Consider the following 14,846-nt stretch of genomic DNA (forward strand, 5'->3'; position numbering starts at 1 on the left):
CCTAGACACTTTTCAGGTCGAGACGAAAAATGCCAGGGCGTTTTTGTGGCGGCCCATTCAGCTTACCCGACTATAGCCGATACACTGGCAAACTCATGCTTTACGCGCTTATCGCGGAGAATGATCATGCCAGTCCTTAACCTGCTTAACGTGGTAATCACCTCAGTGCTGATCGCATTCAGCACTCAGGCCCTTTCAGCGACCGAAGTCGTTCCTCTCAATTACCGCACCAGTGCCGATCTGCTACCCGTAGCTAAATCCTTTCTAGGCACCGAAGGCTCCGTCAGCGCTTATGGCAATCAACTGATTGTCAATGCAGAGTCGCGCAAGATAGAAGAACTTCGCACCCTTATCGCACAACTCGACACCGCACCGAAACGCCTGTTGATTAGCGTCGACACCAGCGACAACGCAACGCGCAACAGCAGTGGCTCACGCGTCATAGAATACGGCACCGCCAGCCGTGAGGGCAGCGTTCAGCAAGTGCAGACCAGCGAAGGTACGCCAGCACTTATCCAGATCGGCCAGAGCGTTCCGCTGACCTCCTCGTCCACGGATTCCTATGGCTACTCCCAAAGCAATACTGAATATCGCAATGTAACCCAGGGCTTTTACGTCACTGCCAGTGTGACCGGCGATACCGTTCACCTGAGCATCAGCACTAACCATGACCGCATGAGTCAGGAGCGCGCTGATGCCATAAAAGTGCAAAGTACCGATAGCCAGGTCAGCGGCCGACTCGGAGAATGGATCACGCTGGCGAGCAATAGCGATCAATCGGTTGCCGATCAGCGTGGCCTTGCACAACGCTATTCAACCCAGGGTCGCGACGACATGATTTTGCGCGTAAAGGTCGAAACCCTCGAGTAGCCTGCGCTGGCGCGAAACCCAGCACCTACGGGCCTTTTAGTGACTCACCAGTCTGATTACGCAATTATGTAGTGAGATCAAAAAAGCACTACAAATTGTTTGACGACCCCGATACCCCGAGGCATGATTGCCTCGCTCCCGCTGATCGGAGGCTGCGCAAAAAGCCTTTGACTGTCGCTCTCCGAGCAGCGAGCAGCCATCTACAGTGCCTTCGATAAACGAGGCGTTTTGGCGGAGCAGGACTTCTAATCAAGACCTACTTCTCGGGGTTTACAAAATGGCACTGACACGCGAACAACAAATAGCCACTCTCGAAAAAGACTGGGCCGAAAATCCGCGCTGGAAAAACGTGACCCGTACTTACTCCGCAGCCGATGTGGTCCGCTTGCGTGGCTCGGTTCAACCCGAACACACCTTTGCACGGCTGGGCGCTGACAAACTGTGGAACCTGGTGACCCAAGGCGCCTAGCCGTCTTTCCGGCCAGACAAGGACTTCGTCAACTGCATGGGCGCTCTGACCGGCGGTCAGGCCGTGCAGCAGGTCAAGGCCGGTATTCAGGCCATCTACCTATCCGGCTGGCAGGTTGCTGCCGATAACAACTCTGCCGAATCGATGTACCCGGATCAGTCGCTGTACCCGGTCGACTCGGTGCCAACCGTGGTCAAGCGCATCAATAATTCGTTCCGCCGCGCCGATCAAATCCAGTGGAAAGCTGGCAAGGCTCCGGGTGACGAAGGTTATATCGATTATTTCGCGCCAATAGTAGCCGACGCAGAGGCCGGATTCGGCGGCGTGCTCAATGCATACGAGCTGATGAAAAGCATGATCGAGGCGGGGGCCGCCGGTGTGCATTTTGAAGATCAGTTGGCATCGGTGAAGAAATGCGGCCACATGGGCGGCAAAGTGCTTGTCCCGACTCAGGAAGCGGTTCAAAAACTGGTTGCTGCGCGCCTGGCCGCCGACGTGGCCGGTGTGCCGACGATCATTCTGGCCCGCACCGACGCCAACGCTGCCGACTTGCTGACTTCCGATTGCGACCCCTATGACAAGCCGTTCGTGACAGGCGAACGGACTCATGAGGGCTTCTACAAAGTACGTGCCGGTCTGGATCAGGCAATCTCGCGCGGCCTCGCCTACGCGCCTTATGCCGACCTGATCTGGTGTGAAACCGCCAAGCCGGATCTGGACGAGGCACGCCGCTTCGCCGAAGCAATCAAGAAGGAGTACCCGGACCAATTGCTTTCCTAAAACTGCTCGCCGTCCTTCAACTGGAAGAAAAACCTCGACGACTCAACCATCGCCAAGTTTCAGCGCGAGCTTTCGGCCATGGGCTACAAGCACCAGTTCATCACCCTGGCGGGCATTCACAACATGTGGCACAGCATGTTCAACCTGGCGCACGACTACGCCCGCAACGACATGACTGCCTACGTGAAGCTACAGGAACAGGAATTCGCCGATGCTGCCAAGGGCTATACCTTCGTGGCCCACCAGCAGGAAGTGGGCACGGGGTATTTCGATGACATGACCACCGTGATTCAGGGCGGCGTATCGTCGGTAACCGCACTGACCGGCTCGACGGAAGAAGAGCAATTCCACTGAGACACCGCGCAACGCGTTGAAAACACAGACCGTCCGTAAGGGCGGTCTGTGTTTTGTGTCAGATAGCGCCTGTATTGATTTCGGACAATGTGCAGCTCACGAACAGATGCTACAAAAACCGCACTTTATAAGCGGTGCCCTGCATAACTATGCTCCGAGTATCCTTTGGCGAACTATGCAGATCCATTTAAATGATATTAATTATCATTCAAATTGTCTTTCATTCCTTTTCGTCACCAAAAAACATAATTAGCCAAAACCTTGCTGAAGCCCGGCTGGCATGCCTTACAGCCCTGATAAAGGACGGCGGGCGATTAATTTCGTAAATAAATTTCATGTAGAAAATTTACTTGCCAACTGTTTGCACATAAAATCAATCCGTTGACCGCACTGCGACATTTCGTCACTGCCTCGACTCTTTATCAAGCACAGAGACCTTTGCTCTCTAACAAGGACTGACAGCATGCCCGAATCGACAGGTCTGATTGCCCATAACTGGGGCTTCGCCATTTTCCTTTTGGGTGTTGTCGGCCTCTGCGCCTTCATGCTCGGCCTTTCCAGCCTGCTCGGAAGCAAGGCCTGGGGCCGCAGCAAGAACGAACCTTTCGAATCCGGCATGCTGCCTACCGGCAGTGCGCGTCTGCGGCTCTCCGCAAAATTCTATCTGGTCGCGATGCTCTTCGTGATCTTTGACATCGAAGCCCTCTTTCTCTTTGCCTGGTCTGTGTCCGTTCGCGAAAGCGGCTGGACCGGATTCGTCGAAGCTCTCGTTTTCATAGCAATTCTGTTGGCAGGTCTTGTCTACCTATGGCGGGTTGGCGCTCTTGACTGGGCTCCTGAAGGTCGCCGTAATCGGCAAGCGAAGCTGAAACAATGAGGCTTTGGCGATGCAATATAATCTCACCAGGATCGACCCGGACGCTCCTAACGAGCAGTACCCCATCGGCAAACGGGAAACCGTTTCCGATCCGTTAGAAGATCAAGTCCACAAAAACATCTACATGGGCAAGCTGGAAGACGTGCTGAATGGTGCGGTCAACTGGGGACGTAAAAACTCCCTGTGGCCCTACAATTTCGGCCTGTCGTGCTGCTATGTGGAAATGACCACCGCCTTCACGGCCCCTCACGATATCGCGCGTTTCGGTGCGGAAGTTATCCGGGCGTCGCCACGGCAGGCGGATTTCATGGTCATTGCCGGTACCTGCTTCATCAAGATGGCACCGATCATCCAGCGTCTCTACGAGCAAATGCTCGAACCCAAGTGGGTCATCTCCATGGGTTCATGTGCCAACTCCGGTGGCATGTACGACATCTACTCAGTGGTCCAGGGGGTGGACAAATTCCTTCCCGTGGATGTCTACGTGCCCGGCTGCCCGCCCCGCCCCGAAGCATTTCTGCAAGGCTTGATGCTGCTGCAGGAATCCATCGGCAAGGAGCGTCGCCCTCTTTCCTGGGTCGTTGGCGATCAAGGCGTATACCGCGCCGAGATGCCGTCGCAAAAGGAACAGCGCCGCGAACAGCGTATTCAGGTGACCAACCTGCGCAGCCCCGACGAAGTCTGATCCAGCCCGTTCTTCTTATAAAAAAGACAGGAACCGGGGTTGATTCTGTACGTTGACCGAAGTGATTGAGACCTATGACTGCAGACAACGCTCTGTACATCCCGCCTTACAAGGCTGACGACCAAGACGTCGTCGTTGAACTGAACAACCGTTTTGGCGCCGAGGCGTTCACTGCCCAGCCAACCCGCACCGGCATGCCGGTGCTGTGGGTCGAGCGCGCGCGGCTGTTTGAAATTCTGACGTTCCTGCGCAACGTTCCCAAACCCTACTCCATGCTCTATGACCTGCATGGCGTGGACGAGCGTCTGCGTACCAACCGTCGCGGCCTGCCCGGTGCAGATTTCACCGTGTTCTATCACCTGCTGTCGATCGAGCGAAACAGCGACGTGATGATCAAGGTAGCGCTGTCTGAAAGCGACCTGAGTGTGCCAACCATCACCAGTATCTGGCCAAATGCCAACTGGTATGAGCGCGAAGTCTGGGACATGTTCGGCATCGACTTTCCGGGACACCCGCATCTAAGCCGCATCATGATGCCGCCAACCTGGGAAGGTCACCCGCTGCGCAAGGACTTCCCTGCCCGCGCGACGGAGTTTGACCCCTACACCCTGACACTCGCCAAACAGCAACTGGAAGAGGAAGCCGCACGTTTCCGTCCGGAAGACTGGGGCATGAAACGTTCTGGCGCGAACGAGGACTACATGTTCCTCAACCTCGGGCCGAACCACCCTTCCGCTCACGGTGCGTTCCGTATCATTCTGCAGCTGGATGGCGAAGAAATCGTCGACTGCGTTCCGGACATCGGCTACCACCACCGTGGTGCAGAGAAGATGGCCGAGCGTCAGTCCTGGCACAGCTTCATCCCGTACACCGACCGCATCGATTATCTCGGCGGGGTGATGAACAACCTGCCTTACGTACTCTCGGTCGAAAAACTGGCAGGCATCAAGGTGCCGGAAAAGGTCGACGTCATCCGCATCATGATGGCCGAGTTTTTCCGTATCACCAGCCATCTGCTGTTCCTGGGTACCTACATCCAGGACGTGGGTGCCATGACGCCGGTGTTCTTTACGTTCACCGACCGCCAGAAAGCCTACACCGTGATCGAAGCCATTACCGGTTTCCGTCTGCATCCGGCCTGGTATCGCATCGGCGGGGTTGCCCACGACCTGCCTCGTGGCTGGGAAAAACTGGTCAAGGACTTCGTCGACTGGCTGCCCAAGCGCCTCGACGAATACACCAAGGCTGCCCTGCAGAACAGCATCCTCAAGGGTCGTACCGTGGGCGTTGCCGCGTACAACACCAAAGAGGCCCTGGAATGGGGCGTCACCGGTGCAGGCCTGCGCTCCACCGGCTGCGATTTCGACTTGCGCAAGGCACGCCCTTACTCCGGCTACGAGAACTTCGAGTTTGAAGTACCGCTGGCCGCGAACGGCGACGCTTACGACCGCTGCATGGTCCGCGTAGAAGAGATGCGCCAGAGCATCAAGATCATCGATCAGTGTATGCGCAACATGCCGGAAGGCCCGTACAAGGCGGATCATCCGCTGACCACGCCGCCACCGAAAGAGCGCACCCTGCAGCACATCGAAACCCTGATCACGCACTTCCTGCAGGTTTCGTGGGGCCCGGTCATGCCGGCCAACGAGTCCTTCCAGATGATCGAAGCGACCAAGGGTATCAACAGCTATTACCTGACGAGCGACGGCGGCACCATGAGCTACCGTACCCGGATCCGCACCCCGAGTTACCCGCACCTGCAGCAGATCCCTTCGGTGATCAAAGGCAGCATGGTCGCGGACTTGATCGCGTACCTGGGTAGTATCGATTTCGTTATGGCCGACGTGGACCGCTAAGCATGAATAGCCCGCTAATCCAGACTGACCGTTTCGCCCTGAGCGAAACCGAGCGCTCGGCCATCGAGCACGAGATGCATCACTACGAAGACCCACGTGCGGCGTCCATCGAGGCCCTGAAGATCGTTCAGAAAGAGCGTGGATGGGTGCCCGATGGTGCCATCTACGCAATCGGCGATTTGCTCGGCATCCCCGCCAGCGACGTCGAAGGTGTTGCAACCTTTTACAGCCAGATCTTCCGCCAGCCGGTCGGACGTCACATCATTCGCGTCTGCAACAGCATGGTGTGCTTCATCGGCGGCCACGAAAACGTGGTCGACGAGATCAAGAGCTCACTGGGCATCGGCCTGGGTCAGACCACCGCTGACGGTCGCTTCACCTTGCTGCCGGTCTGCTGCCTCGGCAACTGTGACAAGGCGCCGACCGTGATGGTCGACGACGACACTTTCGGCGATGTACAGCCTGCTGGCGTTGCCAAGATGCTGGAGGGTTACCTATGACCATCACTTCCTTCGGCCCTGCCAACCGCATTGCGCGCACGGCAGAAACCCATCCGCTGACCTGGCGTCTGCGTGACGACGGCGAGCCGGTCTGGCTCGACGAGTATCAGGCCAAAGACGGTTATGCAGCAGCGCGCAAGGCGCTGACGCAACAGTCGCCTGACGATATCGTCCAGTCGGTCAAGGACTCGGGCCTCAAAGGCCGCGGCGGTGCGGGCTTCCCTACCGGCGTCAAATGGGGCCTGATGCCCAAAGACGAATCCATGAACATCCGCTATCTGCTGTGCAATGCGGATGAGATGGAACCCAACACCTGGAAAGACCGCATGCTGATGGAGCAACTGCCCCATCTGCTGGTCGAGGGCATGCTGATCAGTGCCCGTGCGTTGAAAGCCTATCGTGGCTACATCTTCCTGCGTGGAGAATACGTAACGGCCGCCAAGCACTTGAACCGCGCCGTGGCCGAAGCGAAGGCTGCCGGCCTGCTGGGCAAGAACATCCTCGGCACCGGCTTCGACTTTGAACTGTTCGTACACACCGGTGCCGGTCGTTACATCTGCGGTGAAGAAACCGCGCTGATCAACTCGCTGGAAGGCCGCCGCGCCAACCCGCGCTCCAAGCCGCCCTTCCCTGCTGCCGTAGGCGTCTGGGGCAAACCGACCTGTGTAAACAACGTCGAAACCCTGTGCAACGTGCCCGCCATCGTCAACAACGGCAACGACTGGTACAAGTCGCTGGCCCGCGAAGGAAGTGAAGACCACGGCACCAAGCTGATGGGCTTCTCCGGCAAGGTTAAAAACCCGGGTTTGTGGGAGCTGCCATTTGGCGTACAGGCTCGCGAACTGTTCGAAGACTACGCCGGCGGCATGCGCGATGGGTTCAAGCTCAAGTGCTGGCAACCCGGCGGCGCCGGTACGGGTTTCCTGCTGCCAGAGCATCTGGACGCCCAGATGTACGCAGGCGGTATTGCCAAGGTCGGTACCCGGATGGGCACCGGTCTGGCGATGGCCGTCGACGATTCGGTCAACATGGTTTCACTGCTGCGCAACATGGAAGAGTTCTTCGCTCAGGAGTCCTGCGGCTTCTGCACCCCATGCCGCGACGGTTTGCCATGGAGCGTGAAAATGCTTCGTGCCATCGAGAAGGGTCAGGGGCAGCCGGGGGATATCGAAACCCTGCTGGGTCTGGTCAATTTCCTCGGCCCAGGCAAGACCTTCTGCGCTCATGCACCGGGCGCTGTTGAACCGCTGGGCAGCGTGATCAAGTATTTCCGTTCGGAGTTCGAAGCCGGTATTGCGCCAGCCAGCGCAACCACGCTCGTCCCGGGCAAAAGTCCGACCGTGGTCGGCGCATAACAAGACACAACGGCCGGCGGCTGTTCGGGCTGCCGTCCTCGTACCTGCTGACGCCCTCCGGGCTGAACGATACGGGTACTACCGAGATTCCATTAGCCACGCCCGCTGACAACGGGCCAACGAAGACCTTTGAACCATGGCTACTATTCACGTAGACGGCAAAGCGCTCGAAGTCGATGGTGCAGACAACCTGTTACAGGCATGTCTGTCGCTGGGCCTCGATATCCCTTATTTCTGCTGGCACCCTGCCCTTGGCAGCGTTGGCGCCTGTCGCCAGTGCGCGGTCAAGCAGTACACGGACGAGAACGACACACGCGGTCGTATCGTCATGTCCTGCATGACGCCAGCCACCGACAACACCTGGATCTCAATCGAAGATGAAGAGTCCAAGGCCTTCCGGGCCAGTGTTGTCGAATGGCTGATGACCAACCACCCGCACGACTGCCCGGTCTGTGAAGAAGGCGGTCACTGCCACCTGCAGGACATGACCGTGATGACCGGCCACAACGAGCGCCGTTATCGCTTCACTAAACGTACTCACCAGAATCAGGAGCTGGGGCCGTTCATCGCGCATGAGATGAACCGTTGCATCGCCTGTTATCGGTGCGTACGTTTCTATAAAGACTACGCAGGCGGCACTGACCTGGGCGTTTACGGCGCTCACGACAATGTTTACTTCGGTCGCGTTGAAGACGGCACGCTGGAAAGCGAGTTCTCCGGCAACCTCACCGAGGTCTGCCCGACCGGTGTGTTCACCGACAAGACCCACTCCGAGCGCTACAACCGCAAGTGGGACATGCAGTTCTCGCCAAGCATCTGCCACGGTTGCTCCAGCGGATGCAACATCAGCCCAGGTGAGCGTTACGGTGAATTGCGCCGTATCGAAAACCGCTACAACGGTTCGGTCAACCAGTACTTTCTCTGCGACCGAGGCCGTTTCGGCTATGGCTACGTCAACCGCACAGACCGTCCACGTCAGCCATTGCTGGCCGAAGGTCAGGTCAAACTGAGCCTTGACCAAGCACTGGACAAGGCGGCGGATCTGCTGCGCGGCCGTAACATCGTTGGTATCGGCTCACCTCGCGCCAGCCTTGAGAGTAACTACGCACTGCGTGAGCTGGTCGGAGCCGAGCATTTCTACAGCGGTATCGAAGCCGGTGAGCTGGAGCGTATCAGGCTGATCCTCAAGGTCCTGAACGACAGTCCGCTGCCGATCCCGACCCTGCGTGACATCGAAGATCACGATGCCATTTTCGTGCTCGGCGAAGACCTGACCCAGACCGCTGCACGTATGGCCCTGGGCCTGCGTCAGGCCGTCAAGGGCAAGGCTGAAGACATGGCTGCGGCGATGAAAGTCCAGCCGTGGCTCGACGCTGCCGTGAAGAACATTGGCCAGCACGAACTTAACCCGCTGTTCATTGCCAGCCTCGCCGAGACTCGTCTCGACGATATCGCAGAAGAATGCGTGCACGCTGCACCTGACGACCTGGCTCGCATCGGTTTCGCCGTTGCCCATGCACTGGACGCCAGCGCCCCGGCCGTAGAAGGTCTGGACAGCGAGGCGCTGGAACTGGCGCAACGTATTGCCGATGCCCTGCTCGCGGCCAAACGTCCGCTGATCATTTCCGGCAGCTCGCTGGGTTCGACAGCGCTGATCGAGGCGGCGGCAAACATTGCCAAGGCCTTGAAGCTGCGTGACAAGCAAGGCTCCATCAGCCTGATCGTGCCGGAAGCCAACAGCATGGGTCTGGCGATGTTTGGTGGCGATTCTGTCGATGCCGCCCTGCAAGCAGTGATTTCCGGTCAGGCCGACGCCATCGTGGTACTGGAAAACGATCTGTATCGCCGTGTAGACGCCAAAATCGTCGACGCTGCGCTGAGCGCTGCGAAAGTCGTGATCGTCGCCGACCACCAGAAAACCCCGACCAGTGATCGTGCGCATCTGGTCCTGCCAGCTGCCAGCTTCGCGGAAGGCGACGGCACGCTGGTCAGCCAGGAAGGCCGCGCCCAGCGCTTCTTCCAGGTGTTCGATCCGACCTACCTGGATGCCAGCATTCTGGTTCACGAAGGCTGGCGCTGGCTGCATGCCCTGCGCGCCACCTTGTTGAACAAGCCGGTCGACTGGACGCAACTCGATCACGTCACCGAAGCCTGCGCCAGCAGCACCCCGCAACTGGCGGGTATCGTCAACGCTGCGCCGTCTGCCTGGTTCCGGATCAAGGGCCTTAAACTGGCTCGTGAACCACTGCGCTACAGTGGTCGCACGGCGATGCGCGCCAACATCAGCGTGCATGAGCCGCGCACCTCGCAAGACATCGATACAGCGTTCTCCTTCTCCATGGAAGGTTATTCAGGTTCCGCCGAACCTCGTCAGCAAGTGCCGTTCGCCTGGTCTCCGGGTTGGAACTCGCCGCAGGCCTGGAACAAATTCCAGGACGAAGTCGGTGGCCACTTGCGCGCTGGCGACCCGGGCACACGCCTGATCGAAAGCCAGGGCGACGGTCTGTCATGGTTCTCCAGCGTTCCACGCGCGTTCTCTCCAGAGCGCGGCACCTGGAAAGTCGTGCCGTTCTTTCACCTGTTCGGCAGCGATGAAACATCGTCTCTGGCCGCTCCGGTTCAGGAACGTATCCCGCAGGCTTATGTAGCGCTGGCCAAATCCGAAGCCGATCGCCTGGGTGTCAACGATGGTGCCCTGCTCTCCTTGAGCGTTGGCGGTGAATTGCTGACCCTGCCGTTGCGCATCAACGAAGAACTGGGCGCGGGCCTTGTGGCATTGCCGTCCGGGCTGCCAGGCATTCCGCCAGCGATCTTCGGCAAGTCAGTTGACGGTCTGCAGGAGGCAGCGCAATGACCTGGTTTACCCCTGATGTGATCGACGCAATCATTGCGGCCGTCAAAGCCATTGTCGTGCTACTGGCCGTGGTGGTCTGCGGTGCGCTGCTGAGCTTTGTGGAACGTCGTTTGCTGGGTTGGTGGCAAGACCGTTATGGTCCGAACCGAGTAGGCCCGTTCGGCATGTTCCAGATTGCAGCCGACATGCTGAAAATGTTCTTCAAGGAAGACTGGAATCCGCCGTTCGCCGACAAGGTGATTTTCACCCTGGCCCCCGTTGTTGCAATGAGCGCCTTGTTGATTGCCTTCGCAGTCATCCCGATTACCCCGACATGGGGTGTGGCGGACCTGAACATCGGTCTGCTGTTCTTCTTCGCCATGGCGGGTCTGTCGGTGTATGCGGTGCTGTTCGCCGGCTGGTCGAGTAATAACAAGTTCGCCCTGCTGGGCAGCCTGCGTGCTTCGGCACAAACCGTATCCTACGAAGTGTTCATGGGCCTTGCGCTGATGGGCATCGTGGTTCAGGTCGGTTCGTTCAATATGCGTGACATCGTTGAATATCAGGCGCAGAACCTGTGGTTCATCATTCCGCAGTTCTTCGGCTTCTGTACGTTCTTCATCGCGGGTGTTGCGGTGACTCACCGCCACCCGTTCGACCAACCGGAAGCCGAGCAGGAACTGGCTGACGGCTACCATATTGAATATGCCGGCATGAAATGGGGCATGTTCTTCGTGGGCGAATACATCGGGATCATCTTGATCTCGGCGCTGCTGGTCACGCTGTTCTTCGGTGGCTGGCACGGCCCGTTCGACATTCTGCCATCGCTGGCATTCTTCTGGTTCGCCTTGAAAACCGCGTTCTTCATCATGCTGTTCATCTTGCTGCGTGCTTCCATCCCGCGCCCGCGTTATGACCAGGTCATGGATTTCAGCTGGAAGTTCTGTCTGCCGCTGACCCTGATCAATTTGCTGGTGACTGCTGCGATTGTGTTGTTGAACACACCGGCAGGCTCGGTTCAGTGAGGATTTGACCCATGTTCAAATATATTGGTGACATCGTTAAGGGTACAGGTACCCAATTGCGCAGCCTGGTCATGGTCTTCGGCCACGGCTTCCGCAAACGCGACACCCTGCAATACCCCGAAGAGCAGGTATATCTGCCGCCCCGCTACCGTGGTCGTATCGTTCTGACCCGCGACCCTGACGGAGAAGAGCGCTGCGTAGCCTGCAACCTGTGTGCAGTGGCATGCCCGGTCGGCTGTATTTCGCTGCAGAAGGCCGAGACAGAAGACGGACGCTGGTACCCGGACTTTTTCCGCATCAACTTCTCGCGCTGCATTTTCTGCGGCCTGTGTGAAGAAGCGTGTCCGACTACCGCAATTCAGCTTACGCCGGACTTCGAGATGGCCGACTTCAAGCGTCAGGATCTGGTGTACGAGAAGGAAGATCTGCTGATCTCCGGTCCCGGCAAGAACCCTGACTACAACTTCTATCGCGTTGCCGGTATGGCCATCGGCGGCAAGCCCAAGGGCTCCGCACAGAATGAAGCCGAGCCGATCAACGTCAAGAGCTTGCTGCCTTAAGGAAGTAAAGATGGAATTCGCTTTCTACTTCGCATCCGGTATCGCTGTTGTGTCCACCCTGCGGGTGATCACCAACACGAATCCGGTGCATGCCCTGCTCTACCTGATCATCTCGCTGATCGCTGTGGCCATGACTTTTTTCAGCCTCGGTGCGCCGTTTGCCGGTGTGCTGGAAGTCATTGCCTATGCGGGCGCGATCATGGTCCTGTTCGTGTTTGTGGTGATGATGCTGAACCTCGGCCCAGCCTCGGTTCAGCAGGAGCGTGCATGGCTCAAACCCGGCATCTGGATTGGTCCGGTGATTCTCGGCACGCTGTTGCTGGCCGAGTTGCTGTACGTACTGTTCGCCAATCAGACTGGCGCTGCAATCAGTCACACCACAGTCGACGCCAAGGCGGTCGGCATCAGCCTGTTCGGGCCTTATCTGCTGGTGGTGGAACTTGCCTCGATGCTGCTGCTTGCTGCAGCCGTCACGGCATTCCATCTGGGCCGCAACGAGGCCAAGGAGCCAAGCCAATGAATGCTATCCCTCTTGAGCACGGTCTGGCGGTCGCCGGGGTCCTGTTCTGCCTGGGTCTGGTCGGCCTGATGGTGCGCCGTAACATTCTCTTCGTGTTGATGAGCCTGGAAATCATGATGAACGCCTCTGCACTGGCGTTCGTAGTTGCCGGCAGTCGTTGGGCTCAACCGGATGGGCAGGTCATGTTCATCCTGGTGATCAGCCTTGCGGCAGCCGAGGCCAGTATCGGCCTGGCGATCCTGATGCAACTGTATCGCCGCTTCCACACTCTCGATATCGATGCTGCCAGCGAGATGCGCGGATGAATCTTCTCTTTCTGACTTTCATATTTCCCCTCATCGGTTTTCTGCTGCTGTCGTTCTCTCGTGGGCGCATATCGGAAAACCTTGCGGCGCTCATTGGCGTCGGCTCTATCGGCCTTTCAGCCATCGTCACGGCCTGGGTCATCTGGCAGTTCAACGTGGCACCGCCGGAAGGTGGTCACTACACCCAGGTGCTGTGGCGCTGGATGGACGTTGATGGCTTCCAGCCCAACTTCGCGCTGTATCTGGACGGTCTGTCCGTCACGATGCTGGGCGTAGTGGTTGGTGTCGGCTTCCTGATCCACCTGTTCGCATCCTGGTACATGCGCGGTGAGGCGGGCTACTCGCGCTTCTTCTCCTACACCAACCTGTTCATTGCCAGCATGCTGTTCCTGATCCTGGGCGACAACCTGTTGTTCATCTACTTCGGTTGGGAAGGCGTGGGCCTGTGCAGCTACCTGTTGATCGGTTTCTATTACAGCAACCGCAACAACGGAAATGCAGCGCTCAAAGCGTTCATCGTCACCCGTATCGGTGACGTATTCATGGCTATCGGGCTGTTCATCCTGTTCCAGCAATTGGGCACGCTCAATGTGCAGGAACTGCTGGTCCGGGCGCCGGAACACTTCAAGGTCGGCGATTTCTGGATTGTGCTGGCGACCTTGATGCTGCTGGGTGGTGCTGTCGGTAAATCGGCACAACTGCCACTGCAAACCTGGCTGGCAGATGCGATGGCCGGTCCTACACCGGTTTCGGCACTGATCCACGCAGCAACCATGGTTACCGCGGGCGTTTACCTGATCGCGCGGACTCACGGCCTGTTCGCACTGGCACCGGACATACTGCATCTGGTAGGCATTGTCGGCGGCGTCACGCTGGTTCTGGCGGGTTTCGCAGCGCTGGTACAGACCGACATCAAGCGTATCCTCGCCTACTCGACCATGAGCCAGATCGGCTACATGTTCCTGGCATTGGGCGTAGGCGCATGGGAAGGCGCGATTTTCCACCTGATGACACACGCCTTCTTCAAGGCGCTGCTGTTCCTTGCTTCCGGTGCGGTGATCGTTGCGTGCCATCACGAGCAGAACATCTTCAAGATGGGCGGCCTGTGGAAGAAACTGCCATTGGCCTACGCCAGCTTCATCGTCGGCGGTGCAGCACTGGCTGCCCTGCCGCTGTTGACGGCAGGCTTCTACTCGAAGGATGAAATTCTCTGGGAAGCATTCGCCAGCGGTAACAATGGCCTGTTGTATGCCGGTCTGGTGGGCGCGTTCATGACGTCGCTGTACACCTTCCGTCTGATCTTCATCGCGTTCCACGGTGAAGCCAAGACCGAAGCACACGCAGGTCACGGTATTGCTCACTGGTTGCCGCTGTCGGTACTGATCGTGCTGTCGACGTTCATTGGCGCGCTGATCACCCCGCCACTGGCAGGTGTTCTACCGCAGAGCGTCGGCCATGCCGGTGGCGAAGCCAAACACAGTCTGGAAATCGCCTCTGGCGCCATCGCCCTGGCCGGTATCCTGCTGGCAGCGCTGCTGTTTCTCGGCAAGCGCCGCCTGGCGACGGCTATCGCCAACAGCGCTCCGGGCCGTTTCCTCTCGGCCTGGTGGTTCGCGGCATGGGGCTTCGACTGGATCTACGACAAGCTGTTCGTCAAGCCGTATCTGGCAATCAGCCATGTACTGCGTAGTGATCCGTTCGACCGCACCATCGGCTTGATCCCACGTCTGGTCAAAGGCGGTCATGACATCATGAGCCGCACCGAGACCGGCCAGTTGCGTTGGTATGCTGCCTCGATCGCCGTGGGTGCCGTTCTGGTACTCGGTGCCGTCGTTCTGGTTGCGATCTGATATGAAC

At 58.2% G+C, this 14,846-nt stretch carries 12 protein-coding genes and 1 pseudogene; all 13 read left to right on the top strand.

What is annotated here, in order from left to right:
* The first annotated feature begins 126 nt into the window (after window positions 1-126).
* The 13 genes and pseudogenes from AC4ANK_RS17035 (at window position 127) to nuoL (ending at window position 14,839) form a co-directional block, all read left to right on the top strand.
* Window positions 127-870: a secretin N-terminal domain-containing protein gene (locus tag AC4ANK_RS17035; RefSeq protein WP_002554009.1), complete on the top strand. Its 744-nt coding sequence runs from the start codon at window positions 127-129 to the stop codon at window positions 868-870.
* 277 nt (window positions 871-1,147) lie between these two features.
* Window positions 1,148-2,473: pseudogene (gene aceA / locus AC4ANK_RS17040) on the top strand (isocitrate lyase).
* A gap of 463 nt (window positions 2,474-2,936) precedes the next feature.
* Entirely contained in the window at window positions 2,937-3,350 is a 414-nt protein-coding gene (locus AC4ANK_RS17045) for an NADH-quinone oxidoreductase subunit A (protein WP_002554011.1), read from the top strand.
* 10 nt (window positions 3,351-3,360) lie between these two features.
* A complete protein-coding gene (locus AC4ANK_RS17050) occupies window positions 3,361-4,035 on the top strand; it encodes a NuoB/complex I 20 kDa subunit family protein (protein ID WP_002554012.1) in 675 nt (224 codons plus the stop codon).
* Between the two features lie 74 nt (window positions 4,036-4,109).
* A complete protein-coding gene (gene nuoC / locus AC4ANK_RS17055; RefSeq protein ID WP_460384932.1) occupies window positions 4,110-5,891 on the top strand; it encodes an NADH-quinone oxidoreductase subunit C/D in 1,782 nt (593 codons plus the stop codon).
* A gap of 2 nt (window positions 5,892-5,893) precedes the next feature.
* Window positions 5,894-6,391 carry an NADH-quinone oxidoreductase subunit NuoE gene (gene nuoE / locus AC4ANK_RS17060; protein WP_460384930.1) on the top strand — a complete coding sequence of 166 codons (498 nt, stop codon included), beginning with the start codon at window positions 5,894-5,896 and terminating at the stop codon, window positions 6,389-6,391.
* Entirely contained in the window at window positions 6,388-7,746 is a 1,359-nt protein-coding gene (gene nuoF / locus AC4ANK_RS17065; protein WP_460384928.1) for an NADH-quinone oxidoreductase subunit NuoF, read from the top strand. Before nuoE ends, nuoF begins: the two co-directional genes overlap by 4 nt.
* Window positions 7,747-7,882: 136 nt before the next feature.
* The gene (gene nuoG, locus AC4ANK_RS17070; protein WP_031596355.1) at window positions 7,883-10,600 is read left to right on the top strand and encodes an NADH-quinone oxidoreductase subunit NuoG; all 2,718 of its coding nucleotides are present in this window, start codon (window positions 7,883-7,885) and stop codon (window positions 10,598-10,600) included.
* A complete protein-coding gene (gene nuoH, locus AC4ANK_RS17075) occupies window positions 10,597-11,604 on the top strand; it encodes an NADH-quinone oxidoreductase subunit NuoH (protein ID WP_002554017.1) in 1,008 nt (335 codons plus the stop codon). The genes nuoG and nuoH overlap by 4 nt, the downstream gene beginning before the upstream one ends.
* An 11-nt stretch (window positions 11,605-11,615) precedes the next feature.
* Window positions 11,616-12,164, top strand: coding sequence for an NADH-quinone oxidoreductase subunit NuoI (gene nuoI, locus AC4ANK_RS17080; protein ID WP_002554018.1), 549 nt, complete (start codon window positions 11,616-11,618; stop codon window positions 12,162-12,164).
* Between the two features lie 10 nt (window positions 12,165-12,174).
* The gene (gene nuoJ, locus AC4ANK_RS17085) at window positions 12,175-12,684 is read left to right on the top strand and encodes an NADH-quinone oxidoreductase subunit J (RefSeq protein WP_002554019.1); all 510 of its coding nucleotides are present in this window, start codon (window positions 12,175-12,177) and stop codon (window positions 12,682-12,684) included.
* A complete protein-coding gene (gene nuoK / locus AC4ANK_RS17090; RefSeq protein WP_002554020.1) occupies window positions 12,681-12,989 on the top strand; it encodes an NADH-quinone oxidoreductase subunit NuoK in 309 nt (102 codons plus the stop codon). Before nuoJ ends, nuoK begins: the two co-directional genes overlap by 4 nt.
* A complete protein-coding gene (nuoL, locus tag AC4ANK_RS17095) occupies window positions 12,986-14,839 on the top strand; it encodes an NADH-quinone oxidoreductase subunit L (protein ID WP_031596357.1) in 1,854 nt (617 codons plus the stop codon). Before nuoK ends, nuoL begins: the two co-directional genes overlap by 4 nt.
* The last annotated feature ends 7 nt before the right edge of the window (window positions 14,840-14,846 follow it).

It is taken from the genome of Pseudomonas sp. Pmew2 (genome assembly GCF_058129885.1).